The 25,793-nt window shown below is 45.8% G+C and carries 24 protein-coding genes; 21 read left to right on the forward strand and 3 right to left on the reverse strand.

The genetic code is table 11. The annotated features are described in order from the left end of the window. Nucleotide 1: 1 nt before the first annotated feature. Both ACR32F_RS08965 and ACR32F_RS08970 read right to left on the reverse strand, forming a co-directional pair. Nucleotides 2-496 carry a cation:proton antiporter regulatory subunit gene (locus ACR32F_RS08965; RefSeq protein ID WP_440118110.1) on the reverse strand — a complete coding sequence of 165 codons (495 nt, stop codon included), beginning with the start codon at nt 494-496 and terminating at the stop codon, nt 2-4. Nucleotides 497-984: 488 nt separating this feature from the next. Continuing rightward, nucleotides 985-1,389, reverse strand: coding sequence for a hypothetical protein (locus ACR32F_RS08970; protein WP_440118112.1), 405 nt, complete (start codon nt 1,387-1,389; stop codon nt 985-987). A 180-nt stretch (nt 1,390-1,569) separates the two neighbouring features. On the opposite strand from ACR32F_RS08970, the gene ACR32F_RS08975 reads away from it, so the two are divergent. From ACR32F_RS08975 to ACR32F_RS09055, 17 genes are all read left to right on the forward strand, one after another. After that, entirely contained in the window at nt 1,570-2,514 is a 945-nt protein-coding gene (locus ACR32F_RS08975) for a putative sporulation protein YtxC (RefSeq protein ID WP_440118114.1), read from the forward strand. A gap of 206 nt (nt 2,515-2,720) precedes the next feature. Continuing rightward, nucleotides 2,721-2,912, forward strand: a complete 192-nt coding sequence (locus ACR32F_RS08980; protein ID WP_440118116.1) for a hypothetical protein — start codon at nt 2,721-2,723, stop codon at nt 2,910-2,912. Between the two features lie 37 nt (nt 2,913-2,949). After that, a complete protein-coding gene (gene thrS / locus ACR32F_RS08985) occupies nt 2,950-4,887 on the forward strand; it encodes a threonine--tRNA ligase (protein ID WP_440118118.1) in 1,938 nt (645 codons plus the stop codon). Between the two features lie 191 nt (nt 4,888-5,078). Further along, nucleotides 5,079-5,849 (forward strand): 3D domain-containing protein, encoded by a 771-nt coding sequence (locus ACR32F_RS08990; RefSeq protein ID WP_440118120.1) that lies wholly within the window; start codon nt 5,079-5,081, stop codon nt 5,847-5,849. A 112-nt stretch (nt 5,850-5,961) separates the two neighbouring features. Next, on the forward strand, nt 5,962-6,165 hold the full coding sequence (locus ACR32F_RS08995; protein ID WP_440118122.1) for a hypothetical protein: 204 nt from the start codon (nt 5,962-5,964) through the stop codon (nt 6,163-6,165). 174 nt (nt 6,166-6,339) lie between these two features. Beyond that, complete coding sequence (gene liaF, locus ACR32F_RS09000; RefSeq protein ID WP_440118124.1) at nt 6,340-7,371, forward strand: cell wall-active antibiotics response protein LiaF; 1,032 nt, start codon at nt 6,340-6,342, stop codon at nt 7,369-7,371. A gap of 3 nt (nt 7,372-7,374) precedes the next feature. Beyond that, the gene (locus tag ACR32F_RS09005; protein ID WP_440118126.1) at nt 7,375-8,400 is read left to right on the forward strand and encodes a HAMP domain-containing sensor histidine kinase; all 1,026 of its coding nucleotides are present in this window, start codon (nt 7,375-7,377) and stop codon (nt 8,398-8,400) included. A gap of 18 nt (nt 8,401-8,418) precedes the next feature. After that, a complete protein-coding gene (locus ACR32F_RS09010) occupies nt 8,419-9,081 on the forward strand; it encodes a response regulator (protein WP_440118128.1) in 663 nt (220 codons plus the stop codon). A gap of 148 nt (nt 9,082-9,229) precedes the next feature. Further along, nucleotides 9,230-10,912 (forward strand): S1C family serine protease, encoded by a 1,683-nt coding sequence (locus ACR32F_RS09015; RefSeq protein WP_440118130.1) that lies wholly within the window; start codon nt 9,230-9,232, stop codon nt 10,910-10,912. A gap of 189 nt (nt 10,913-11,101) precedes the next feature. Continuing rightward, nucleotides 11,102-11,791: a response regulator transcription factor gene (locus ACR32F_RS09020; protein ID WP_440118133.1), complete on the forward strand. Its 690-nt coding sequence runs from the start codon at nt 11,102-11,104 to the stop codon at nt 11,789-11,791. Between the two features lies 1 nt (nt 11,792). Further along, entirely contained in the window at nt 11,793-13,253 is a 1,461-nt protein-coding gene (locus tag ACR32F_RS09025; RefSeq protein WP_440118135.1) for a sensor histidine kinase, read from the forward strand. Between the two features lie 67 nt (nt 13,254-13,320). Then, nucleotides 13,321-14,274: a 4-hydroxy-3-methylbut-2-enyl diphosphate reductase gene (locus ACR32F_RS09030; RefSeq protein ID WP_440118137.1), complete on the forward strand. Its 954-nt coding sequence runs from the start codon at nt 13,321-13,323 to the stop codon at nt 14,272-14,274. 419 nt (nt 14,275-14,693) lie between these two features. Next, the gene (gene aroF / locus ACR32F_RS09035) at nt 14,694-15,758 is read left to right on the forward strand and encodes a 3-deoxy-7-phosphoheptulonate synthase (protein WP_440118139.1); all 1,065 of its coding nucleotides are present in this window, start codon (nt 14,694-14,696) and stop codon (nt 15,756-15,758) included. A 411-nt stretch (nt 15,759-16,169) separates the two neighbouring features. After that, nucleotides 16,170-17,594 carry a type I glutamate--ammonia ligase gene (glnA, locus tag ACR32F_RS09040; RefSeq protein WP_440118141.1) on the forward strand — a complete coding sequence of 475 codons (1,425 nt, stop codon included), beginning with the start codon at nt 16,170-16,172 and terminating at the stop codon, nt 17,592-17,594. 224 nt (nt 17,595-17,818) lie between these two features. Continuing rightward, entirely contained in the window at nt 17,819-18,928 is a 1,110-nt protein-coding gene (gene serC, locus ACR32F_RS09045) for a 3-phosphoserine/phosphohydroxythreonine transaminase (RefSeq protein ID WP_440118143.1), read from the forward strand. A 137-nt stretch (nt 18,929-19,065) separates the two neighbouring features. Continuing rightward, on the forward strand, nt 19,066-19,530 hold the full coding sequence (gene trmL / locus ACR32F_RS09050; RefSeq protein WP_440118145.1) for a tRNA (uridine(34)/cytosine(34)/5-carboxymethylaminomethyluridine(34)-2'-O)-methyltransferase TrmL: 465 nt from the start codon (nt 19,066-19,068) through the stop codon (nt 19,528-19,530). 170 nt (nt 19,531-19,700) lie between these two features. Continuing rightward, nucleotides 19,701-19,955, forward strand: coding sequence for an AbrB/MazE/SpoVT family DNA-binding domain-containing protein (locus tag ACR32F_RS09055; RefSeq protein WP_440118147.1), 255 nt, complete (start codon nt 19,701-19,703; stop codon nt 19,953-19,955). A 47-nt stretch (nt 19,956-20,002) separates the two neighbouring features. On the opposite strand, the gene ACR32F_RS09060 is transcribed toward ACR32F_RS09055, so the two are convergent. After that, nucleotides 20,003-20,941, reverse strand: coding sequence for a serine hydrolase domain-containing protein (locus ACR32F_RS09060; RefSeq protein ID WP_440118149.1), 939 nt, complete (start codon nt 20,939-20,941; stop codon nt 20,003-20,005). 468 nt (nt 20,942-21,409) lie between these two features. Here ACR32F_RS09060 and ACR32F_RS09065 point away from each other — a divergent pair, with 468 nt between their 5' ends. From ACR32F_RS09065 to ACR32F_RS09080, 4 genes are read left to right on the forward strand one after another with little or no spacing between them, the layout of a single operon-like run. Continuing rightward, nucleotides 21,410-22,174, forward strand: coding sequence for an alpha/beta hydrolase (locus ACR32F_RS09065; RefSeq protein ID WP_440118151.1), 765 nt, complete (start codon nt 21,410-21,412; stop codon nt 22,172-22,174). Nucleotides 22,175-22,185: 11 nt separating this feature from the next. After that, on the forward strand, nt 22,186-23,145 hold the full coding sequence (locus ACR32F_RS09070; RefSeq protein ID WP_440118153.1) for an ABC transporter permease: 960 nt from the start codon (nt 22,186-22,188) through the stop codon (nt 23,143-23,145). Nucleotides 23,146-23,163: 18 nt separating this feature from the next. Continuing rightward, the gene (locus tag ACR32F_RS09075) at nt 23,164-24,066 is read left to right on the forward strand and encodes a carbohydrate ABC transporter permease (RefSeq protein WP_440118155.1); all 903 of its coding nucleotides are present in this window, start codon (nt 23,164-23,166) and stop codon (nt 24,064-24,066) included. 52 nt (nt 24,067-24,118) lie between these two features. After that, nucleotides 24,119-25,717, forward strand: a complete 1,599-nt coding sequence (locus ACR32F_RS09080; RefSeq protein WP_440118157.1) for an ABC transporter substrate-binding protein — start codon at nt 24,119-24,121, stop codon at nt 25,715-25,717. The last annotated feature ends 76 nt before the right edge of the window (nt 25,718-25,793 follow it).

Here is a 25,793-nt window from a genome sequence, read left to right on the forward strand (position 1 = left end):
CTCACCCCTTTCCAGTCAGGAGGAGGGATTTAAATAGCTTCTGCTGATTGCGTTCCCCAACGGCTACTACCGTCGATTCTGCACTAATCACTACCTCCGGACCGGGGCTGATATGTTTTTTGTGATTCTTCTCTACAACGGCAATAACCGTTGCCCCAGAGTTCTGACGTACATCCAATTCACCGATGGATTTGCCTATACTTCCGTAGGAAGGTTCAATTTTGTACCATTCGATAATCAGGTTGTCAAACGTAACTTCAATATTATCAAGCTGCTTCGGTCTATATGTTAATCCGCCAACAATCGCAGCAATCTGTCTTGCTTCATAATCATCGAGTGTAATCATGGAAATGCTTTGGTCTGGATCATCGTACTCAAAATGGTACATTTCCCGGCGGCCGTCATCGTGAATAATAATGATAATTTTATCTCCGCTGCTCGTTTCAATCTGAAATTTCTTGCCGATTCCCGGCAAATCTGTTTCGCGTACATCCATGGATAGTTGCCTCCTTAAATTGAGGGCTGGCCACAGAAGACAGGCTTATTTCCCGAAAATAGAATGATCTGTTACGTATAATGCGTGTTCAAAAAGACCGGTTTTCAGTACCGAGAAGATGGGATGAAGCTAGAAATGGAGTAGCGGAGCGTAGGGAAAACTACGTGAGCAACGGACATTTCGGCTGAATTCCAACTTCGATGCTGATGATGCCACCAGGCATCCTTCGTAATCAAAAGCGGACTTTTTGAACAACCTCTTAATAGAAACATTAAATGATGCGGGTAAACATAGCCAGGGACTCCTGACACACAGCCATATTACTTGGGTTTTGGAATGTTTGAAAAAAAGTACAACAAAATATGCATTACAAGTATAAATTGTCAATATCTAACGTTTGCTAAAAGGGTTATAAGTTATGCATAAGCACACCGTCTTATAGATAGAGGTGTCTCTATGCAAGGCAACCTGAAAATACGGTGAAACGATTAGTTAAAAGCGCTCACGTATTTTGGTGCAATAGGGGTGGGTGACACATACATACTGGTGAATTTAATAGGTAGCAGAAATAATCTGCGCTTGAACAGACAGATCAACGGTTTGAAGGGCAGACGCGGTGTAGGAATTCGCAGTAGCAACAACAGTGCAACTACAAGAAATACAGGCTTGTTATGCGTAACCGCAATCAGCTTGGACATCACTTGTGGGTTTTTGCGAATGGCGGGTTTCTGCTGAGACTCCAATGTGTGGATCAGTACTTCCTTGTTGGAAGTAGCCTCAACGGTCACCTCAACAGCGAATTCCGACTGCATCGGAATAGGGAAGGACAACGCTTGGAATACGCACAAAATGACAATGAAGGCGTAACGCATTATTCTAGGTTGTTGTCTCATTTTGGCTTCCCCCCTTTTCCGTGAAACATACTGTTATTAAAATAATAACACAATTTTGGCTCAACTCCAAACCAATTGATAATATACTGAGAAATCATGACACGCTTTCCATCAATCCGCTTCGTATATCCCTATCGGCCTTGCCATATACTTTGAAGAGGATGGAAAGGAGTGATTCTAATGGAACTGTTCGCCGTATGGACCGATGTCTCGGGTCAGGAGGAAGCGGATCATTTTTATCGTTGTGTCAAGGAAAAAACCAAAGGTTTACATATAAGCAAAAGAGGATTTCGGCTCACCTTCAAGCATAATGATGGAAGAGCAGCCTGGGTGTGCAGGGGGAATGAGAATCACGCTGACTTTCAGCAATGGCTGCCTCAAATCAGTGATTTGTTAGCCCGTGGATTAGCCGATTTTATTATGGATACACGTGAGCGAAGCATGGTGGAAGATATGATCGCAAAAGCCTGCTCTGTTATGGATGAACATGAGGTAGAAAAGGTAAATCGGATCTGCATGCCCCTATTATTGAATGGGGATCTGGATCAGCCGGGTCTGCGGGAGCGTCGCCGCGCTACTCTGGCAAACGGATTGAAACAGGATTTGGAAGACGTTCATTTTTTCCACCTGGAGGGCATTCTTAATTTCCGGATCCGGCAATACAAGCAGGAGCTTCAAGAACTGATGGAATATGCGCTTGATGAGTTTTGGATGGATCGTCAATATGAGGAGTTTATGGGACTGCTTAAATATTTTGTCTTCTTTCAGGAAGCCAAAGTCCCGCTTATACATTTGGTTCACAAAGGTTTGCATGAGTTTCAGGTGTTCGATGCTGCCCTTAATTTATTACCTGTACAAAAAGATGAACAGGTCGTCGTCGAGATGCCCGGACTAGAATTGGAAATGGACATCGAAGATATGATCGTGAGCACGCTTATATCCATCTCACCTGAAAAAGTGATGCTGCATACACGTACACCGGATCTGCCAGTCATTTCTACCATCCGTCAAATCTTTGAAGACAAGGTGCAATTATGTCATCATTGCCCGGAGTGTGATGTGCTGCGGTCAGGATTATTGACAAGTCTTGACGCAAGCGATCTCGGCAATTATAATAACTGTTGATTGATGAATTTTTCATTCATCTAATTGTTATGAATGATGACAATAAGCAAAAGCGTTGACAAAGACAAGAGCCACACGCACGGTCGGTGCAGAGAGAGGAAACCAGGCTGAAATTTCCTCCGGATGCCACGTTTGGTTTACCCCTTTGTAGCTGCATTTTTGAAAACGGATATGAATGTTACCTGTTCCTATACTGGTGATAATCCGTGAGTAAGGATATGCCGGGTCATGCCCGTTACCGTCATGCCAATGAGGGCTGTACTTCCGATAGGGATGAAGCAGCTGAATTAGGGTGGAACCACGAGTATATAACACTCGTCCCTTTGCCGGGGCGGGTGTTTTTTGCGTTCTTTTGCCGTGTGGCAGGAACAGCAATAGATGATCAGTCCATCCAATAAATGGATTCAGGATACATTAACAGGAGGAATGAGACAAATGGCAGTTAACATTAAATTACCGGATGGTTCGGTTCGTGAGTATGCCGACCGAAGCAGCATTGAAGATGTGGCCGCTTCGATCAGCAGCGGACTTCGCAAAAATGCCGTAGCTGGCAAGCTGGATGGAATCGTAGTGGACTTGTCCACCACGCTGCATGAGGGAGCATTGGTGGAGATCGTAACATTGGATTCACCGGAAGGACTGGAAGTAATGCGTCACAGTACAGCTCACTTGATGGCTCAAGCTGTGAAGCGTCTATATGGAAACAAAGAGGTACACCTTGGCGTTGGCCCTGTCATCGAAGATGGTTTCTACTATGATATGGATCTGGAACAACCGCTCAATCCCGAAGATCTGCAAAAGATCGAGAAGGAAATGGAACGTATTGTTAATGAGAACCTGCCGATCGTACGCAAAGAGGTCAGCCGTGCTGATGCGATCAAAACGTTCGAAGAAGTGGGCGATCCCTACAAGCTTGAGTTAATTCGTGACTTACCGGAAGACAGTGTGATCACCATTTATGAGCAAGGCGAATTTTTCGACTTGTGCCGTGGACCACACGTACCATCCACCAGCAAAATCAAAGTTTTCAAACTGATGAATGTCGCTGGTGCATACTGGCGTGGAGATAGCAAAAACAAAATGCTGCAACGGATCTACGGTACGGCTTTTGTGAAAAAAGCGCAGTTGGATGAGCATTTGCATTTCCTAGAGGAAGCGCGTAAACGGGATCACCGTAAATTGGGTAAAGAATTGGAAATGTTCACGTTCTCCCAACTGGTTGGACAAGGTCTGCCGATCTGGTTGCCTAATGGTGCCAAGCTGCGCCGGACATTGGAGCGTTATATTGTGGATTTGGAAGAAAGCCTTGGATACCAGCACGTATATACTCCAGTTCTGGGCAATGTGGAGTTGTACAAGACTTCTGGACACTGGGAGCACTATCAGGAGGATATGTTCCCGAAAATGGTCATGGATAACGAGGAGCTCGTTCTCCGTCCGATGAACTGTCCTCACCATATGATGGTGTACAAGTCCAGCATGCATAGCTACCGTGACCTGCCGATCCGGATTGCCGAGCTTGGCATGATGCACCGTTATGAAATGTCGGGCGCGTTAACAGGTCTGCATCGTGTACGTGCGATGACGCTGAACGACTCTCACATTTTCGCACGCCCGGATCAGATCAAGGAAGAATTTGCGCGGGTTATTGAATTAATCCAAACGGTATACAAAGACTTTGGTATCCATGAATACCGGTTCCGTCTGTCGTATCGTGACCCTCAGGATACGGAGAAATATTTCCAAAATGACGAGATGTGGGAAATGTCCCAACGCATGTTGCGTGAAGTTGTGGAAGAGCTGGATCTGCCATTCTATGAAGCGGAAGGCGAAGCAGCATTCTACGGTCCAAAACTGGATGTGCAGATCAAAACAGCTCTTGGCAAAGAAGAGACATTGTCGACTGTTCAATTGGATTTCCTTTTGCCAGAGCGCTTTGAACTGGAATATGTGGGAGATGACGGGCAGAAGCATCGTCCGGTCGTTATCCACCGCGGTGTCATCAGCACGATGGAACGTTTCACAGCATTCTTGCTGGAGAACTTTGCAGGAGCACTGCCACTGTGGCTCTCTCCTGTACAGGCGAAGGTCATTCCGGTATCCGGGAACTTCGACGATTATGCACGTGAAGTGGAAGCGAAACTGAAACGCGCAGGCATCTCTGCCGAAGCTGATCTGCGAAACGAGAAGCTGGGATACAAAATCCGTGAAGCTCAGCTTGAGAAAATGCCTTATATGTTTGTGGTCGGTGAAAACGAGCGCAATGCACAGGCCGTATCTGTTCGGAAACGTGGAGAAGGCGATCTCGGCATGAAGCCGCTTGACGAAATTGTTGCTCAACTGAAAGAAGAAATTACAACACGACTGGTATAATCCAGAATTGTTAGCTGCTCATGCTTTATAAATAAAACCGTCTTAACTTGCATGGATTGACCCGTGCTGGTTTAGACGGTTTTTTTATTGTTTTTACGCTGGGTTAACGGACAGCCTGCTTGCTTCCCTATGTTCAAAGTATAGAATTTTTTCATTTTGGAAAACCTTTGCAGTAAGGGGGAGGTTCTATAATGAAAAAGCTATTCTCAATTCAAAAGACAAACATAAGGTTTATGATTTTTTGTTGCGTGATATGTATCGGTATTATGGTGAGCTGGAATCAGGCGGAGGCTTACACATTTGAAGAGGAAAATGAAGTGCTGTACGTCGAGAAGCGTAGCAACCAAGCTTTAACTCCGATTGAGGGGGAGCTTCGGGGAAATGTAGGCCATGTATTCAGTGATGAGGCTCAACTAACAACAATGGTGTATATGGCTTTACTGTGGTCTCCACAGCCCATGATTGTTCCAAGACCTGAGATACCTGTTAAGCGGGTAATGGATCCTGCGAAACCAGTGCTCGCTCCACGTACAGAACAGGTACTGGTTACGCAGAAGGTGACTGCTACCGGATACACGGCAGGTATTGAATCAACCGGAAAAGGACCAAAACATCCTCAATACGGAATTACCTATTCGGGTGTAAAAGTACGGCGTGATAAAGAGACGGTCTCAACGATTGCAGCTGATCCGAAGCTGTTTCCGATGGGCTCCATTTTATATATTCCCGGATACGGTTATGGCATCGTTGCAGATACGGGCTCTGCGATTAAGGGCAATAAGATTGATCTGTATTTCCCTACAACGAAGCAAGTGTATAAGGAATGGGGCAAAAAGGACGTTGAGGTACAAGTAATTAAGCAGGGCGGAGGGAAATGCACTGAAAAGATGCTGGAAGAGTTATCAGAGGCCATCAATGTGTACAAATCCGTTCCTGATTCATGGTTGGACAAGGCGGTTTGATGCTAAGTTCTTTCGGATGAATAACTGTCAGGATCTTTTCACATAATAATCTCTGGGGACGAACCCCACGGTGCAGAAATGCAGCGTAAATATGAAGAGAGAGGTGATCGTCGTGGCTAAGAATTCACAAGGTTCATTGACGCCAAACGAGAAGTACAATGCAGAATTTGGTGAAGAGAGTGCAGCAAGCAAAGTAAAACAATCGCAACAAAACAAAGTACAAGAAAATTTCCAAACACCTGATGAAAAATTCAATGCCGAGTTCGGTGTAGAAAACACAGGCCAAGTAGGCCGAGCAGGGAAATTCCAGAAATAAATAGAGATTTAGGCAGCACCCTGGAGCAGCAGCTCCGGGGTGTTTTTAATATTTTACATAATTATCCTTCTTACTCGGTCTGGAGACCGAGATCAATTCCATCTGCCGCCGCTGTTAACCATCTCTTGTCTGATGTACACTGGATACAGAATAAAGAAGAAGGAGACATGAGCGATGAAACGATCTACGCGGGACCGCTGGTGGGTTGGCATACCTCTTATTGCTATTGGTGCAATGATCTTGTTCAGGCAATTAGGTTACGACATTGACGTTGGATATATTTTTAGAACATATTGGCCGTTGTTTTTAATCTGGTGGGGAGCGAAGGGGATTTCGGAAATCCGTCGCAACGGAAGTTACAGCTTCATCGGACCGGCTATTGTACTGGCGATTGGCGGATATTTTCTTGCGCGTAACCTGGGATGGATCGAGTACTCCATGGGTGAGTTCATTCGTTATCTCATTCCGGTGATGCTGATTGGTGGTGGATTGTTTGTTTTGGTTGGACCGCGTCGTCGTGACCGGAAGCATCATGACAAAATGCAGCCGCCTCCACCGCCGGAACCTTACCAGCCACTCGCTCCGGAGGATCTGGAGATGCCATCTTCTTTTGATGAACAATTCGAGAAGACATTTGGCAAACCGAAGCAGGAACAGAAGAACGATTCACATGGCTCATTTTATACAGGTAAGGCAGATCAAGGGTCCTACGGACATCAACAAAAGCAGAAGTACGACACGTATGGATCCGGTAAGCATGGACATGGTAAATACGATGACGATGACAAGTATGATGATGATGCCCATTATTATGGTGGCAACGAAAATACGATCAATAAATCAGCGTTCATCGGCGATCTGTACATGGGCCAGGAAGTGTTCTCGCTGAAACCGATGAATATCTCTGCTTTTATCGGAGATACAGTTATTGACTTAACGAAAGCGCAGATTCCATATGGAGAGACGAAAATCAATATTTCATCTTTTATTGGAGATGTGAAAGTGTTTGTGCCTGAGGATATGGATCTGGGCGTAACGGTGACTACCAACTCGTTCATTGGAGACATGTCATTGTTAAACCAAAAACGCGGCGGATTTCTGAGTAGTGCTCAGGCCGAAACTGCACATTATAATGAAGCGGGCAAAAAGGTGCGGATTATTGTCAGTGTATTTATCGGAGATGTCAAAGTGAATAAGGTGGGTTAACGCATGATTCGAACGATTCTCAAGGCAAATAAGTGGGAACTGATGATGTATTTTGCGCTGACCGGGCTGATCACTTTGGGAGGATTCTACTTGCTGTATGGTGAGGTGCTGATGGGAGTAGGACGACAGCGTGCATGGACCTATGTTGCCGTTGTCGTGCTGGCTACGATTATTACCGGCTATATCGCTGCCTTACGGCTTCAGCGCAAGATCGACCTGCTGGATCTTAATATGCTGAAAGTGTCCAAGGGTAATCTTGCGGTTCGCATGCCTCAAGCAGACGATGCTTCGTTCGGTCGAGTATATCAGGAATTTAATGTCATGATGGATTCGATTGAGAAAAAAATGAGACTGCTTCAGCGCCTTGGTGAGCAGGAAGTCATAGAGAAGGAACTGGCTTCCGAGCGAGCTGTGCTTGAAGAGCGAAAACGTATGGCAAGAGACTTGCATGACACGGTTAGCCAGCAGTTGTTCGCAATGCATATGTCTGCTTCGTCCTTACCGCGCCTGCTGGAGATGAATCCTGAACATGGTGGTAAAGTGTTGGATCAGTTAATTCAGATGTCACATATCGCACAGCGGCAGATGCGAGGGCTTATAGCGCAGCTTCGTCCAGTGGAACTGGAGGGGCGTAATTTATCAGAGGCCTTGGACAGCTGGTTCCCGGATTATTGCAGACAGAATGGCCTCAAAGGGGTTAAAGAGCTGGAACTGGATGGCGGAATTTCAGATGCCATTGAGCACCAGCTGTTTCTTGTTATTCAGGAAGCGGTTGCTAATGTTGTGAAGCATGCGGAAGCGGGACTGGTCAGCCTGTCGATCCGGGAAAGTGAACATCAGATCAGCATGAGCATCAGCGATGACGGTCAAGGTTTTTTACAGCAAGCCGAACGGCCAGGTTCATACGGATTATCCACCATGAGGGAAAGGGCAGAGAAGCTTGGCGGTCAGGTGCAGATCATATCGAAGCCGGGAGCGGGAACGACGGTACGGGTACTCATCCCAAAATTCCCGAATGTTCCTGAGTGAAGTAGAGGGGGAAACGGAATGAACGGAAAAGTGAGTGTAATGATTGTGGATGATCATGATATGGTTCGAATGGGATTGAAAACCTATTTGATGCTGGAACCCACATTTCATGTGATGGGAGAAGCCGGAAACGGGCAGCTTGCGCTTGATCAATTGCGGAAGCTGGAAGACAGTGAAATGCCCGATCTGATCCTAATGGATCTGATGATGCCTGTGATGAACGGTGCCGAAGCAACACAAGCCATTATGACTGAATTTCCAGGAATGAAGATTGTGATGCTCACTAGTTTTCTGGAGGACGACCTTGTAGTACAAGCGATTGAAGCAGGAGCAGTCAGCTATGTCTTAAAGACCGTATCTGCTGAGGAGCTGATCTATGCTCTGCAGGGAGCCTATAGAGGCATGCCTGTTATGACTGGCGATGTATCACAGGCACTGACCCGTGGAATCAGACAGCGCACTGCGAGAGAGAATGAATCCGGGCTGACAGAACGGGAAAAGGAAGTGCTTTTGCTGATTGCAGAGGGCAAAACGAACAAAGACATCGGGGAAGAATTACATATTAGTATCAAAACCGTCAAAACCCATGTGAGCAATTTGTTAATGAAGTGTGAATTGGATGATCGAACCCAACTGGCAATCTACGCTCATCGTCAGGGCTGGGTGAAGAATAAGGGTTGAAATGTGAGATTGACGGGAAAAATGGTCTATAACAGTCTGCTTTTATCTCCTTTTTAATTGTTTTTAAGGTACGGTTAAGGTTTAAAGTACAAAATAAGGACAGTTAAAGAATATCTCTTACGAATAAGAGATTGGGAGGTAGAGAGGCATGGACGAACGTAATTACAGACCGAATCGTCAAGACGAGGAAAACGAAACTAAACAAGCGGAGAATCGCAATTCATCCGGGACGGACGATTCCTCCTATTATTATTCTTATGGACCGTTTCAGTCCGTGAATCAGGAAGATACAGCAAGTTATAATGGAGAAAATAATCTACGTGATGAAGGGAATGTGCAGATTACAAGACCTGACCCCGTGAAGCCAGTACCTATTTACTACAATAACGAATCTTCTGAACAGGCCAACCAGTCAGCTCGAGGCGGCGGGAATGGATCAGGTAACGGAGGAGATCAAGGGAACGGCGGCAAGAACAACGGTAACTGGAATTACAACAATCGCCGACCTCGTTCTTCTGTAAGATCGCTTCTGTTCTCTTTCATCGCCGGGATGTTGGTCATTACAGTGCTGATGTATACAGCGGACAGAACCAACATGTTTACACCACAGGAAGCGCTGACAGCTGCTGAGAATCAAAGCTCGGGTCAGGAAACCTCCACGAATACGGGTGGTGGCAACAATGTAACGGCATCGCTGCTGCCAACCGGTAAAGAAGATGTTTCTTCCGTGGTAACGAGTACCAGTCCTGCTGTAGTCAAAATAGAAACACTCGCCAAGCAGTCCACACGCGGCAGCACCGGACAGGGCGGTTCCACAATGAGTGACCCATTGTATCAGTACTTCTTTGGTGGTAATGGAAGCAATGGCGGAATGGATAGCGATCAAGGCCAAAGCCAGCAGCAACCACAGCAAGGTAGCAATCAGTTAGTTCCACTCGGCATTGGCTCTGGATTTATTTTTGACAAAGAAGGATATATTCTGACGAACCAACACGTGGTTCAGGGTGCGGATGTCATTCAGGTTACGCTGGAGAACAACAGCAAACCTTATGAAGCCAAACTGCTGGGAAGCAGCTTCGACCTTGACCTCGCGGTATTGAAAATCGAGAAAAATAGCGGTGACAATGATTTCCCTGCAGCTCCGCTGGGCGATTCCAACAATACTAAAGTAGGTGAATGGTTGGTAGCGATTGGTAATCCGGAAGGGTTTGAGCACACAGTTACTGCCGGTGTACTCAGTGCCAAAGAACGTACCATCAGCATTCCAGACAAAGAAACAGGCAAAACTCGTGAATACAGTCACTTGTTACAGACGGATGCATCCATAAACCCCGGTAACTCTGGAGGTCCGTTGCTTAATCTGAATGGGGAAGTTATCGGTATGAACGTGGCAGTAAGCGCAGATGCACAAGGGATTGGATTTGCCATTCCTTCAAGCGTTATCTCGGATGCCGTGAAATATTTGAAAGAAAACAAAGAAGTTCCCAAAGAGCCCGTACCATTTATCGGTGCATCGTTAATGGCCCTCACACCTGAAGTGGCTAAACAAATGGGAACAGATATTACCGAAGGTTCCGTTGTAGCTAGCACGATCTATCAATCTCCTGCGTACCAGGCAGATCTGCGTGCCTATGATATCATCACAGGTGCAAATGGCACTCCATATGCCACAAGTCAGGACCTGATTGATTTTATCAAGAAACAGAAAATTGGCAGTGAAGTGACACTGAATGTGGTTCGGGACGGTAAAAAGTTGGATGTGAAACTCAAAATCGGCAATAAAAATGATTATGATACTTCACAAACGACGAATCAGCAACAGCAACCATAAATCGGATCGTTGGTTATGGGATAAGTTTAGGAAAACGGAAGGGTTTGACGGCCCTTCCGTTTTTTTTGCCCTGAATGAAGTTGAATTCCATCCACGGCGTGTGATAAGTAACAAGGCGTTTGAAGATGCAGATTACCGTATGGCCTGTTACAATGGGAATAAAACGTTAGAGATAAAGGAGAAACACCAATGCGCTCAACTATTCTGATTGTTGATGATGATGAAAAAATTGTGTCCATGCTTCGGCGGGGGCTGGCTTTTGAAGGATATGACGTACAAACGGCTTCCAATGGGGCTGAAGGGCTTAGCAAACTGATGGATAAAGAACCGGATATCGTTATTTTGGATGTCATGATGCCACAGATTGATGGGTTCGAAGTATGTCGCAGGCTAAGGGAAGCGGGGAGTAAGGTTCCTGTGCTGATGCTTACAGCCAAGGATGAAGTACAGAGCCGGGTAACCGGGCTGGATACCGGGGCGGATGACTACTTGGTGAAACCATTTGCACTTGAAGAATTATTGGCACGTGTCCGTGCATTACTGCGCCGCAAATCCGATACCGCGGGTACGCCGGATAACCGTCTCACGTATGAGGATATTATACTGGACAATGATTCACGAGAAGTGCTGCGAGATGGTCAAAGGCTTGAGCTTACTGCCAAGGAATTCGAACTGTTGAACCTGTTTATGCAAAACCCGCGGCGAGTGTTGTCCCGTGATCTGATTATGGATAAAATTTGGGGTTATGATTACAGCGGTGAGTCTAATGTGCTTGAAGTATATATCGCCATGCTTAGACAAAAAACCGAAGAATACGGTGGCAAACGTTTAATTCAGACCATCCGGGGAGCCGGCTATATTCTGAGAGGTGACTCCTGACATGTCCATCCGGTTAAGATTAACCGCATGGTACTCCGGCATCCTGGCAGCCGTGCTTATTTTTTGGGGCGTCGTGATCTACGCTTTTGTATATTTTAATACCTATCAGGAAGTTGAACAGCAATTGAAAGATAAAAGTTCGCGAATTACGGATCAGATTGGTGTAAACCCGCTTTCACAGTCGCTCGATCTGGACCCTTTTACCGAGAGTCAGCTTCAGGAAGCACAGATCTACATCCAGTTGTGGGATTATCAGAGCAGATCTGGCAGGATATCGGGAAACATGGAGAAGCTTCGCATTCAATTTCCCGTTCTGAAATCCAATGAAATTATGGAAAAGCGTGGAATATCCAAAATTTATGTGAATGGGACGCCTTTCCTGGTGAACCAGCAGCCCTTGTCTCTTCAGGGAACCAATGAAATAAGGGGAATTCTGCAGGTTGGGGCAAATGTCAGTTCCCAGGAAAGATTGCTGGAAGCTTTACGCAATATTTTGGTTTTTGGCTGGCTTGTTGCGATGGCGCTTGCCATTACTTCTGGTCTCGTTCTGGCTCGTAAATCGATGCGTCCGCTCGTCAATGTCATCGATGCTGCGAATCAGATTCAATCGGGTGACGATCTTAGTGTCCGAATTCAATATGCGGGTCCCAAGGATGAGATTGGACGTTTAATTGAAACGGTGAATAACATGCTTGAACGTACAGAACTGTCTTTCCGTGGTTTGGAGGAGACCAACGTGGCCCAGCGCAGATTTGTATCTGATGCCTCACATGAGCTGCGAACCCCGTTGACCACCATTCGCGGGAATGTGGATTTCCTGAAGAAGCTGTGGGATCAGGAGAGCACGGACCGACCGAATCTGGATGAAGAAACGGTTAAACAGATGTCTCTTGAAGCGATTGAGGATATGGCGGATGAAGGCAAACGCATGAGCAGACTGATCAGCGACATGCTGTCTCTGGCGAGAGCAGATACGGGGCAGAAAATCGAACTGAATCCAATTCCGCTGCAAATACTGGTACAGGAAGTCGCACGAAGATCGCAATTCCTTGATCGTCATGCGGACTGGCGTCCAGGAGATCTGGCGATTCTCAATGGTATATATGTGAACGGAAGCAAGGATTACCTGCAGCAGATGTTATTTATTTTCATCGAGAATGCTTTCAAATACACACCAGAGGGTTCTGTTACCCTGGATGCCATATTATATAAAGGTCAGGTAGGACTGCGTATCAGTGATACGGGAATCGGGATGGATCGGGATGAAGTTCCGTTTATCTTTGACCGGTTCTATCGGGCGGATGAATCCCGTGGTGCCACACCAGGCATAGGTTTGGGACTATCGATCGCCAAATGGATCATTGAGGAACACCAAGGCTCTGTTGAGGTTGTAACCAAACGTGGGGAAGGAACGACCTTCATCATTTGGTTGCCTGTTGTCTTTGCTCCGCCTCTCGAATAAAGGTATAATAGACTGGACTGCAATTACATCGGCAATCTTGTCGAGAAAGAAAGCGGGTGGCAACCAAGTGGAAGTACTGCGAATTTCGCCGCGGGGATATTGTTATGGAGTTGTGGATGCAATGGTGTTGGCGCGCCAGGCGGCACGCAATCTGGACCTACCACGGCCTATTTATATATTGGGTATGATTGTGCATAACCAGCATGTCACGGACTCTTTTGAAGATGAGGGAATTATTACGCTGGACGGACCCAACCGGATTGAAATCCTGAGTCAGGTGGAGAGTGGAACCGTGGTCTTCACAGCCCATGGTGTATCTCCCGAAGTGCGCAAGATGGCGCGGGACAAAGGTTTGACTACAGTAGATGCTACTTGTCCGGATGTAACCAAGACCCACGATCTCATTCGGGAGAAAACGGCAGAAGGTTACCAGATTATCTATATCGGCAAAAGGAATCATCCTGAACCTGAGGGTGCTGTTGGTGTTGCACCTGATCAGGTTCATCTCATTGAGAAGGAAGAGGAGATCAATGAACTTGATGTACCTTCCGGCAAAATCCTCATTACCAATCAGACCACAATGAGTCAATGGGACATTAAACACATTATGAGTCGCCTACTGGAGAAATTTCCGGGGGCAGAGGTTCATAATGAGATATGTCTGGCAACCCAGGTTCGTCAGGAAGCTGTTGCTGAACAGGCGGGGCAGGCTGATCTTGTCATCGTTGTAGGTGATCCTCGCAGTAATAACTCCAACCGGCTTGCACAAGTGTCGGAAGAGATTGCAGGGGTTACCGCCTACCGTGTATCGGATGTCGCCGAAATCCAGCGGGATTGGCTCAAAGGGGTAAACAAGGTGGCGGTTACTTCCGGTGCTTCGACGCCTACACCGATCACGAAGGAAGTTATCCTTTATCTGGAGCAGTATGAACATGATAAACCGGAGACGTGGGAAATCAAGCGTACCGTGAACATGAGCAAGCTGCTGCCTCCGGTGAGGGAGAAGACACGTACAACGTAACCATTCTAAAGAATCTTGCAGTACAGACCGAAATTCGGTGTCTGGCTGCAGGGTTCTTTTTTTGTCATGAATGGATGAAGGGAAGCTTGACGAAAAAGGGGGATTATGTTATATTTACTTTAACGAATAAAAGCTTAAAAGCTTAAAAGCGAACAAGCGTTTAAGCGTGACAGAGTTTTGGAGAATAATCAGACGCGCTTATAGTGCGTGTTCAAAAAGACCGGTTTTCAGTACCGAGAAGATGGGATGAAGCTAGAAATGGAGTAGCGGAGCGTAGGGAAAACTACGTGAGCAACGGACATTTCGGCTGAATTCCATATTCGATGCTGAGGATGCCACTAGGCATCCTTCGTAATCAAAAGCGGACTTTTTGAACAACCTCTTTAAGTGTTCTTATACAAGGAAGGATGGGATTTATAATGATCGTTATTGCAGGTAAGGCTACTTCGGAGGAACAGATCCAGGATATTGTCGCTACAATTGAGAAGGAAGGGCTTCAGGCTCATGTCTCTCGTGGAGAGGATCGTACCATCATTGGTTTGATTGGTAAAGTGGAGCCCAAGATGGCGGAACACCTTCGTCAAATGAAAGGCGTAGAGAACGTTGTTAAGATTTCTAAATCGTACAAATTGGCAAGTCGTGACTTTCATCCGGAAGATACTGTGATTTCTATCAAAGGGGTAGATATCGGCGGCAAAGAACTCGTTGTTATGGGCGGACCTTGTGCAGTTGAATCGGCTGCACAGATCGATGAGATTGCCGGGCTTGTTAAAGCTGCTGGTGGGCAAGTACTGCGCGGTGGTGCATTTAAACCCCGTACAGGTCCTTACAGCTTCCAGGGAACAGGTGTAGAAGGTCTGATCATGATGGCAGAAGCAGGCAAGAAACATGACCTGCTGACCATTACCGAAGTGATGACGCCTGAATATGTGGATATCTGTGCCGAGTACGCTGATATTCTGCAAGTGGGTACACGTAACATGCAGAACTTTGATCTGTTGCGCAAACTGGGGGAATGCGGCAAACCGGTATTGCTGAAACGTGGATTCAGTTCGACTTACGATGAGCTGTTGAATGCTGCTGAGTACATCCTGGCTGGTGGTAATCCGAATGTCATGCTGTGTGAGCGCGGTATCCGTACATTCGAATCCTACACACGCAATACGCTTGACTTGTCGGCGATCCCTGTATTACAGTCTCTTAGCCACTTGCCGGTCATTTCCGATCCGAGCCATGGTACCGGACGCCGTGAGTTAGTTGAACCGATGACCAAGGCTTCCGTTGCTGCTGGCGCGAATGGATTGATTATTGAGATGCATACAGATCCAGACAACTCCATGACGGGTGACGGCGTGCAATCGTTGTTCCCTGACCAATTTGCCAACCTGCTGCAGGACCTGGAGAAATTGGCGCCAATCGTGGGTAAATCATTCAGCACACCCAAACAACCAGCGGAGTTTTTCCCGGCCAGAGTAGGCGTATAATGATTCAATAAGCATCAGTTAGTATATAATCCGGACATCGGCCCTGACTTCATTCATAGAGAATGGAATCGGGGGATGTCCGGTTTTTTGTGTCCAAAGGGCTATTGAACGCATTTATTAATCAAGAGTGATAAGAAATATTTATGATGTGAAGTTTTTCCCACAATTTAGGTGTTAATTATGTGCGCTTTACCGCATTAAACCAGTCAAATATATGGTTTATATGTTGTTAAATGAATTTCATAGATTTATAAAATGTGAGTATATCTAACATGCTCGCAAAAAATACCTTACATAAGTATTGACGATGTCATGTTTCAGAATTTATAATGACGACAGAAAAAAATTCGAATATGGACATTTTCTTTAGTGGGGTTGTTTATTGTTCGGAATACTTGGGAGGACGAATACATGTCGGTTGAAAACGTATTGAAATCAATTCAAGAGAACAACATCGAGTGGGTAGATTTTCGTTTTGTAGATTTAGCTGGTCGTGCACATCACATCTCGTTGCCAGCTTCGGCAGTAGATGCAGACACTTTTGCAAATGGAGTAGCCTTTGACGGTTCATCTATCCAAGGTTTCCGCGGAATTGAAGAGTCCGATATGGTTATGATGCCAGATCCTGAAGCGACTTATGTCGATCCGTTCACAGCGCACCCTACATTGAATGTTATGTGTGATATCTTCACTCCGGATGGCGAGCGTTATGAGCGTGACCCGCGCAGCATCGCTGTTAAGGCAGAAGCTTTCCTGAAAGAGAGCGGTGTAGGTACAGCAGCATTCTTCGCACCTGAATCCGAGTTCTTCATCTTCGACGATGTACGTTATGAGAGCGGCACGAACAGTTCTTCTTACTTCGTAGATTCCGAAGAAGCTTCATGGAACACGAACCGCAAAGAAGAAGGCGGAAACTTGGGCTTCAAAGTTCGCACCAAAGGCGGATATGTTCCAGTAGCTCCAGTGGATACACAACAAGATATTCGTAGCGAAATGTGTCGTCTTTTGGAAGAAGCAGGCCTGTCCATCGAGCGTCATCACCATGAAGTGGCGACAGCGGGTCAAGCCGAAATCAACTTCCGTTTTGATACACTGAAGAAAACAGCAGATAACCTGCTTGCATACAAATACATCGTGCACAACACTGCACGTCAATATGGTAAAGTAGCAACATTCATGCCGAAACCATTGTTCGGTGACAATGGTAGCGGAATGCACGTGCATCAATCCATCTTCGATGGTGATTCCCCATTGTTCTATGACAAAACGGGATATGCTAACCTGAGTGAAATGGCTTTGCACTATATCGGAGGTATCCTGTACCATGCTCCGGCACTGATCGCTTTGACTAACCCGAGTACGAACTCGTTCAAACGTCTCGTACCTGGTTACGAAGCACCAGTTAACCTGGTTTACTCCAAAGGGAATCGTTCCGCAGCAGTGCGTATTCCGGTTGCAGCTGTGACACCGAAAGGTTGTCGTATTGAGTTCCGTACACCGGACTCCACAGCTAACCCTTACCTCGCATTCTCCGCAATGCTGATGGCTGGCCTGGATGGAATCAAACGTAAAATCAATCCAACGGAGCTTGGATACGGTCCACTGGACAAAAACATCTATGATTTGTCTGATGCAGACAAAGAAAATATCCGCAGCGTGCCAGCTTCCTTGGAAGAAGCACTTGATGCTCTGGCAGCTGACAACGAATTCTTGACTGAAGGCGGCGTATTCACCAAAGAATTCATTGAAAACTACATCAACCTCAAGCGTGACGAAGCAAAGGCAGTAGCAATTCGCATTCATCCGCACGAGTACAGCCTCTACTTCGACTGCTAATCGGTCGGGGTCGGAACAGAACAGATTGATCTGTTCCAACTCAAAGCCTCCGGGACTCGCTCTCGGAGGCTTTTCCTTGAATTAAACAATGTAGTGCTTTAACTTTGCAGGGTGATAAAGGAATTTGATGAGCTATATTCGACGCTTCAGTGCATATTGCCCTTGAAGCAGATAGGGAATACTGATATCATAGCAATAATATTTACTTGGTATGTCAGTTACGGATGGAAAGGGCGGGGGATTTTGTGACGAACAGAGCGTATAATTTTAATGCAGGACCTGCGGCACTGCCACTTGAGGTATTGGAGCGTGCTCAAGCAGAATTTGTTGATTTTCGTAATACAGGCATGTCGATTATGGAGATGTCTCACCGTGGAGCGGTGTACGAGTCCGTACATAATGAAGCTCAGGAGCGCTTGTTGTCGCTGCTAGGCAATCCCAAAGGATACAAGGTTCTCTTCTTACAGGGTGGAGCCAGCACACAGTTCGCGATGCTGCCCATGAACCTGCTTGGGGCAGGACAGACTGCAAGTTACGTGATGACAGGCAGCTGGGCCAAAAAGGCACTGTCTGAGGCGAAGCTGATCGGAGAGGCTCAGGTTGCTGCATCTTCCGAAGCAGATAAATTCATGAAATTGCCGGATGTGTCGAATCTTAGCTTGCCGGATCATACGGCTTATGTTCATTTGACATCCAACGAAACGATTGAGGGTACACAGTTTAAGTCATTCCCGGATACGGGTTCGGTACCACTTATTGCAGATATGTCGAGTGACATTTTCTGTAAGCCGTTTGATCTTAATCAGTTCGGCATGATCTACGCAGGCGCTCAGAAGAACCTGGGTCCATCAGGGATTACTGTCATCATTGCACGTGAAGAACTGGTAAGTGAGTCACCCAAAACGATTCCGACCATGTTCCGCTACAGCACACATGTAGATAACAATTCTCTTTACAACACGCCGCCATCCTTCTCTGTATACATGGTGAATGAGGTGTTGAAATGGATTGAAGAACAGGGTGGATTGACTGGAATAGAGCAAAAGAACACCAAGAAGGCGGATCTGCTCTATCATGCCATTGATTCCTCTGGAGATTTCTACCGTGGTTGTGTTGACCCAGCAGACCGTTCTCTGATGAATGTAACCTTCCGTCTCGCTTCCGAGGAATTGGAGAAACAATTTATTAAGGCGTCGGAGCAAGAAGGATTTGTTGGTCTGAAGGGACATCGCAGTGTCGGTGGTTTGCGCGCTTCCATTTACAATGCCGCGCCATATGAGAGTGTTAAGGCGCTGACGGACTTTATGAGCCACTTTCAGAAGACAAATGGATAAGTAGAAGAGGCGGCAAGCATGAACCTTAGTGTTCAAACTCGTGCCTTACCAGAGCCTTCCACATTGACGTGTGGAGGGCTTTTCTTTAAGATTAGAGAATTGTCGTCTATATGGACTAAAAAGGAGATTGAACACATATGGCTTTACATATCGTTCTGGTGGAACCGGAAATCCCGGCAAATACGGGAAATATCTCCCGTACCTGCGCAGCAACGGGTACTCATCTGCATCTCGTTCGACCATTGGGTTTTCGGACGGATGATGCTACATTGAAGCGGGCTGGTCTGGACTACTGGCATGCCGTTCATATTGAATATCATGATTCGTTTGCCGAGGTTCAGGAGCAATACCCGGAGGGACGTTTTTTCTATGCAACCACGAAGGCGAAGAATCATTACAGCGACTTTAATTTTCAGGATGGTGACTTTCTGGTCTTTGGTAAAGAGACCAAAGGTTTGCCACCTGAATTGATTGCTGCGAATCCCGACACATGTATGAAAATGCCGATGACTGGCGATGTGAGATCGTTGAATCTGTCGAATTCGGCAGCAATTATTGTATATGAAGCATTACGTCAGCTGAATTTCCCGGGTCTGGATTAATAAAATCAGACTCGTAATGCCGGTTGAAATTCGCTAAAAAAACATTTTTCAAAAAAAAGGACAAAAAATGTTTATTTCCAGCAGGATTCGACAAAATCTTGGCGAATTAATAAACATAGTACAAATGTACCTAGAAATTTAGAGTAAGATAGGAGAGGTGTGCCGTAGCTATGAAGCCAGCTGGAGTCGTTCGCAAAGTTGACCAATTGGGTAGGATCGTATTGCCTAAATCTTTGCGTAAAAGGTATCAAATGAATGAGGGAGATCCTGTAGAGATCTTAGTACAAGGGGACCATATTATCTTAGAAAGATATCGTCCTAAATGTATTTTCTGCGGATCTATTGAGGAAGTCAATGAGTTTAAAGAGCGTTACATATGCGCACAATGTTTAAATGAAATGACCCAGCTTCCACAGCACGGGTAAAGAAAAAACGCCATGGGGTCGATTAGACTCCGTGGCGTTTTTTTTGTCTATTTATCCAGCCGGCTGCATCGTTCAAAATGAAAAAAAGGTAAAATCTCATCCCATACCGCATTGAGAATACCTTGCATTTGTTCTTCCTCACTGTTGATGCAGATAACAACTTCCTGTGAGGGAAGCACGATGCAGAACTGACCATAGGCTCCATCTGCACGGTAAGCGCCGTGGGAACACATCCAGAACTGATAGCCATAACCTTTTCCCCAATCTCCGTCTCCAGTCGTTTCGATCTGCTGTTGAGTAGCCTTTCTGATCCAATCGGCGGGGACGAGCTGTCTGCCTTCCCAGCGGCCTTCCTGTAGCAGGAGTTGTCCGAATCTGCTCAACTCTTCATTACTTATCCAAAGACCTGCACAACCCAACGTCACCCCTAGTGGGGAAGATTCCCACTCCACATCATGAATGCCAAGCGGCTCAAATAATCGTGGAGTTAGATAATCTCTCACGGTTTGACCGGTAGCTGCCTGAAACATGGCAGAGATCATAAACGTATCACCACTGCTATATGTAAATTGTTCTCCAGGTATTCTATCTAGAGGCAGTGACATGTAATACTTTGCCCAGTCTTTCTCCGTCAAAGAGGCGCGTTCGTCAGCCCGAAGTGGCGGTGAATCATGCCCAGAAGACATGCGGAGCAGATCATGTAGCTTTAGTTCTTGAGGGAAAGGTACATATTGATCTTTTTTGGGTACAAGATCATAGGTAAAATAATCACCGAGTTTAGAATCCAATGTTAATAAACCTTCTTCTAGCGCAAGACCAACAGCCATACAGGTAAAGGATTTACTGATGGAATGCTGTATGCGGCGCTGATCACTGTCACGATGCCATTGGTCAAAAAGATGCCCTCCCTGTAGTACTCGAACCGAGAAGACGTTCAATTGATGTTCTATAATGTATTGAATGAAACCTTTGAGTTTCTCAGACATGATAACCTTCCTCCTTCGAGTAAAACCCAAGTTAAACAGGCTGGTGAAACGTTTCCGTGATCTGGGTGCAAAATTAGAATTTATGTTAGTACAATCCCAAATTGATGTCAATGAATAATGCACAACCGGTTACTAAATGTACAAAATTATACAATTGAAGTGCCTTTTGACGCAAATTTTCAACTAAAAAAAGAGGTTTTCGAGAAAATAACGCGAAATTTGTAAAAAGGTTATTGACAGGGTTTGCTCTTCGGGATTATGATTTATTCGAAACGATTCGAAGAAATCGCTTCCACATAAAAAGTGTTGTAATCAAGTCCTTGTAAATCAACCTTGGCTATGTTTGAAACGATTCGAGAAAATCGTTTCGATAACCAAGTGAAGTACGGGGGAATCACTATGGGTTGCAACAAAAGGGCAGAGAGACAGAAGAGTATAGACAGCAGCCGATGATGAGAGGGGTTACACATGGCGCATATAACGATCGAAACCGGATCGCCTACTTTATGCATGAATACAAGCATACATGTAGTGTCCAGTGACTCCGGAGAGACTTCAGGCGGTACGCTATATTTGCTACATGGGGCAGGCGATAATGCAAGTACATGGCAACGTTTGACTACAGTTGAAATGTACGCAGAGCAGTATGGCTGTACCATCATTATGCCGGAAGCGAACCGAAGCTATTATACCGATATGGAATACGGCCTGAATTACTTCCATTACATCACTCAGGAGCTGCCTGAATTGTGCAGGCGTCAGCTCAATCTGAATATGAATCCGGCCAAGACTTATGTTGCCGGACTATCGATGGGTGGATATGGTGCATTGAAATGTGCACTGACTTACCCGGATAGGTATCGCAAGGCGGTTTCCTTATCAGGTGTAACGGATATTCAGACCCGGCTCCATGATCCAAATATGTCCCCGGGCATGATCAAGGAAATGAAAGCGGTTTTTGGAGAACGGTTACAGGTGAAACCTAATCAGGACCTGTACGCATTGTCTGCCAAGCTATTGCAGCAGGGCGGAACCTTACCGGATATTCTAAGCTGTTGTGGTGATATCGATCCCTTTGTGGATATGAATCGCACATTCGCCGAATACATGCAGGAAACGGATTTTAAGTTTCGGTATGTCGAGACACCGGGAACCCATGAATGGAGATTCTGGGAGCAACACCTGAGAACGATGTTTGATTTTCTGTATAACGACAAGACCATAGTAGAGTGAGGAGATGCAATTTGAAACCTGCAGCCGAAGGACCTAGCAAAAAGCTGAAGGGAAACTTGAAAGGCAATTCGCTCTGGAGTGAAATCTGGAAGCACAGAATGACGTACACCCTGCTTATTCCGGGACTCGTCTGGCTGATCCTGTTTGCCTACATGCCAATGGGCGGCTTGTCTCTTGCGTTTAAAGATTACAAGGCGAACCTGGGCATCTGGGGAAGTCCATGGAGCGGATTCGAGAATTTTAAATACGTTTTCCGTGATCCAACCTTTATCGACGCAGTATGGCGTACGCTGTACATCAATATTTTGAAACTGATAATTCAGTTCCCGTTCCCGATTATTCTGGCTTTGTTGCTGAATGAATTGCGGATGCGCAAAGGGAAGAAATTGTTCCAGACCGTTCTTACATTCCCTCACTTCCTGTCCTGGATCATCGTATCCGGCGTAGTCATTAATGTATTGGCTTACGATGGACTTGTGAATAGCGCACTCGGGTTACTTGGATTGCCCACCATTAACTTCCTGGGTTCTGAGTCCAACTTTGTACCCATGCTGTTGTTGACCGATATTTGGAAATCCAGTGGATGGGGTGCGATTATCTTCCTGGCTGCCATTTCCGGTATCGACCAGGATCAGTATGAATCTGCACAGATTGACGGAGCTTCTCGTATGCAACAGATGTTCCGAATTACTTTGCCGAACATCCTTCCAACCATCACGATCATGTTTATTCTGTCAGTTGGTGGACTGATGTCTTCGGGGTTCGACCAGATCTTCAACTTAGCGAATGCCGCAACCAAAAATGTATCGGAAGTATTGGATGTATATATCTATCGGATTACGTTCCAGTCTTCAACCGATTTCTCATTCTCGACAGCGGTCAGCTTGTTCCGTTCCTTAGTGAATATGGCCTTGCTGCTTCTCGCTGACAGATTTGCCAAGTGGCTTGGCGGAGACGGTTTGTTCCGATAAGAGAGGAGGAGAAATGAGATGAGCAAGAAAGCTAACAAAAAACCGAGAATTGGCACCGAAAGAATGACACTTCTCGATTACTTCATATTTGCCATATTACTTGGACTTGCCCTGATGATTCTGATTCCATTCTGGAATGTCATTATGATCTCGTTTGCAACACAAAAAGAATATGCCGAAAATCCGTTCCTGATGTTCCCTAAAGAGTTCACACTGGATTCCTACAAAGCGCTATTCGCTGACGGAAGAATCCTGTCAGGGTACAAAAACACCGTTATTTTGCTGGTCATTGGCTTGCCGCTCAGCTTGTTCCTGACAACAAGCATGGCTTATGGCCTTAGCCGCAGTAACTTCCCGTTCAAAAAGTTTCTCTTTTTCCTAGTATTGTTCACCATGATCTTCAATGGTGGTATTGTACCGCTGTATCTGATCATGAAGTCACTTCATCTTACAGGTACGCTCTGGTCCGTCATCCTTGCGGGAAGCTTCAGTGCATTCAACATGATCTTGATGATGAACTACTTCTACACCTTGCCTGAATCGCTGATGGAATCGGCGAGATTGGATGGTGCCGGAGAGTGGAGAATTCTGTTCTCGGTTGTTCTTCCACTGGCAACACCGATTATGGCTACCATCACGCTGTTCTACGGAGTAGCCTACTGGAACAGTTGGTATGACGCCATGATCTTCCTACGAAAAGCGGATCAGTTACCGCTGCAGAATGTATTGAGGGCGATTATCGTTACATCCCAGACCAATGCATCCAACGCGTCCAGTGTAGATGCAACCCAAGTGAGTAACTTCTCGATGGGTATGAAGATGGCAGCGGTATTTGTAACGATGGTACCGATTATGTGTTTCTTCCCAATGCTGCAAAAGCACTTTGCCAAAGGGGTATTAACAGGGGCTATCAAGACCTGATATACGCATAGGATTTTGACTTAAAATTCTACTAATAACATGGGGGTAAAACATGAAAACGAACAAAAAATGGTCAGTAAGAGCTCTCTTTGCCATCACGCTGAGTGCAGTCATGCTGATGGTGACCGCTTGTTCCAGTCAAGGAGCTTCGAGTGGTAACGAAAAAGATGCCGAGGGAAATTACAAAGACAACCTCACCATCTCCGTAGCGAACCTGACGGAAATCAAAAACGGGAACCTGGATAATGATTTCCATAAGTTCTGGACAGACAAATTCAATGTAACATGGGATTACAACTACATCGATTGGGATTCATGGGGTGAGAAACTTCGTCTGTGGATCAACTCGGGCGACTTGCCGGATGTATCGGTATGGAACTATGTTCATGGCGATGCGTTGAATAATATTGATCAAGGACTGTTCTACAAATTCCCAGATGACTGGAAAGAGCGCTGGCCAAACGTTGCCGCAGCGTATAAGTTAACGGGACTTGGTGATAAGTTGGAAGAACTGACAGGTGGAACGTATCTCTTGCCTAGACCGATTTATTTTGAGAACAAACCTGCTGATCCCCTCACCAACCAAATCGGTGTCATTGCACTCCGTAAGGACTGGGCTAAAGCCGTTGGTTTTGAGTTGAAGGATGCCTATACAACTACTGAATTAAATGAATTCGCTCAACTTGTAAAAGAAAAAGATCCAGGCAAAGTAGGGAACAAGCTTGTACCACTGTCCTATAATGCAGGAGATGCCATGACGAATATCATTATGCCGAACAGTGTTCATGCCATGACAGACTCTCCGTTCTACAAAGGTGAAGATGGCAAGTTCCACTGGGGACCTGCTGATCAGGAGACACTGACAGGCCTGAAATTGATGCAGAAAGCATATAAAGATGGACTGCTTAACCCTGAGTTCTACACTTGGAAAAACAATGAAGGTCAAAACAACTTTAAAGTAACAGGTACGGCTGCAGTAACAAGTCTGGGCGGACTGGCTTCGTACAGACAAGGTCTGGACTCCGATATAAAGAAAAATCTGGGTGTGAACAGTGACGATCTGGTCCACACGGCAATCGTTCTTGGAGATGACGGAAAATACCGTAACCTGGAGCAAGCCAACTTCTGGTCCGCACTGATCTTCAACCCTGAGATCAGCGATGAGAAATTCGAACGGATCATGGATCTGATCGACTACTCCGCAACCAAAGAAGGACAGCTGCTTATCAACATGGGCTTCGAAGGAAAAGATTGGAAATATGATGAAAACAAAGAACTGGTTAACTTGTTGCCAGAAGGAACTGTTTTGGAAGACAAATATCCAGCACGTTTCGAAGGTCTGTACCTGCTGGGTGACGACTTCAGTGTGGTAAACCCTGCAATCAAAAAGGAATATCGTGAAAGATCTGTGAAATTGTTCGAGGAAAAAGCAAAACTCGGTACTGAGAGCAAATCGCTCGCAACATACGACTGGGATGTTAACTTGTATGATTCCAAAGCGAAAAGTCAGGCTTCATTCGACTACCAGAACGAATATGCCAACTTGATCCTCAAAAATGGAGATCTGGAGGCCAACTGGAAAGAGTGGGTCAACAGTAAAAAGTCTCTGGTCCAACCTTACCTGGATGAGCTGAACGAGAAATTCAAGTAAATCATTCAGTAATTAGCAGGATAAGGCATGACAGAGTATTCTGTCGGTCACGTCAATTCGAACCCGGTGCGCGGTC

This window comes from Paenibacillus hebaui, from assembly GCF_051934385.1.
GTDB lineage: Bacteria > Bacillota > Bacilli > Paenibacillales > Paenibacillaceae > Paenibacillus.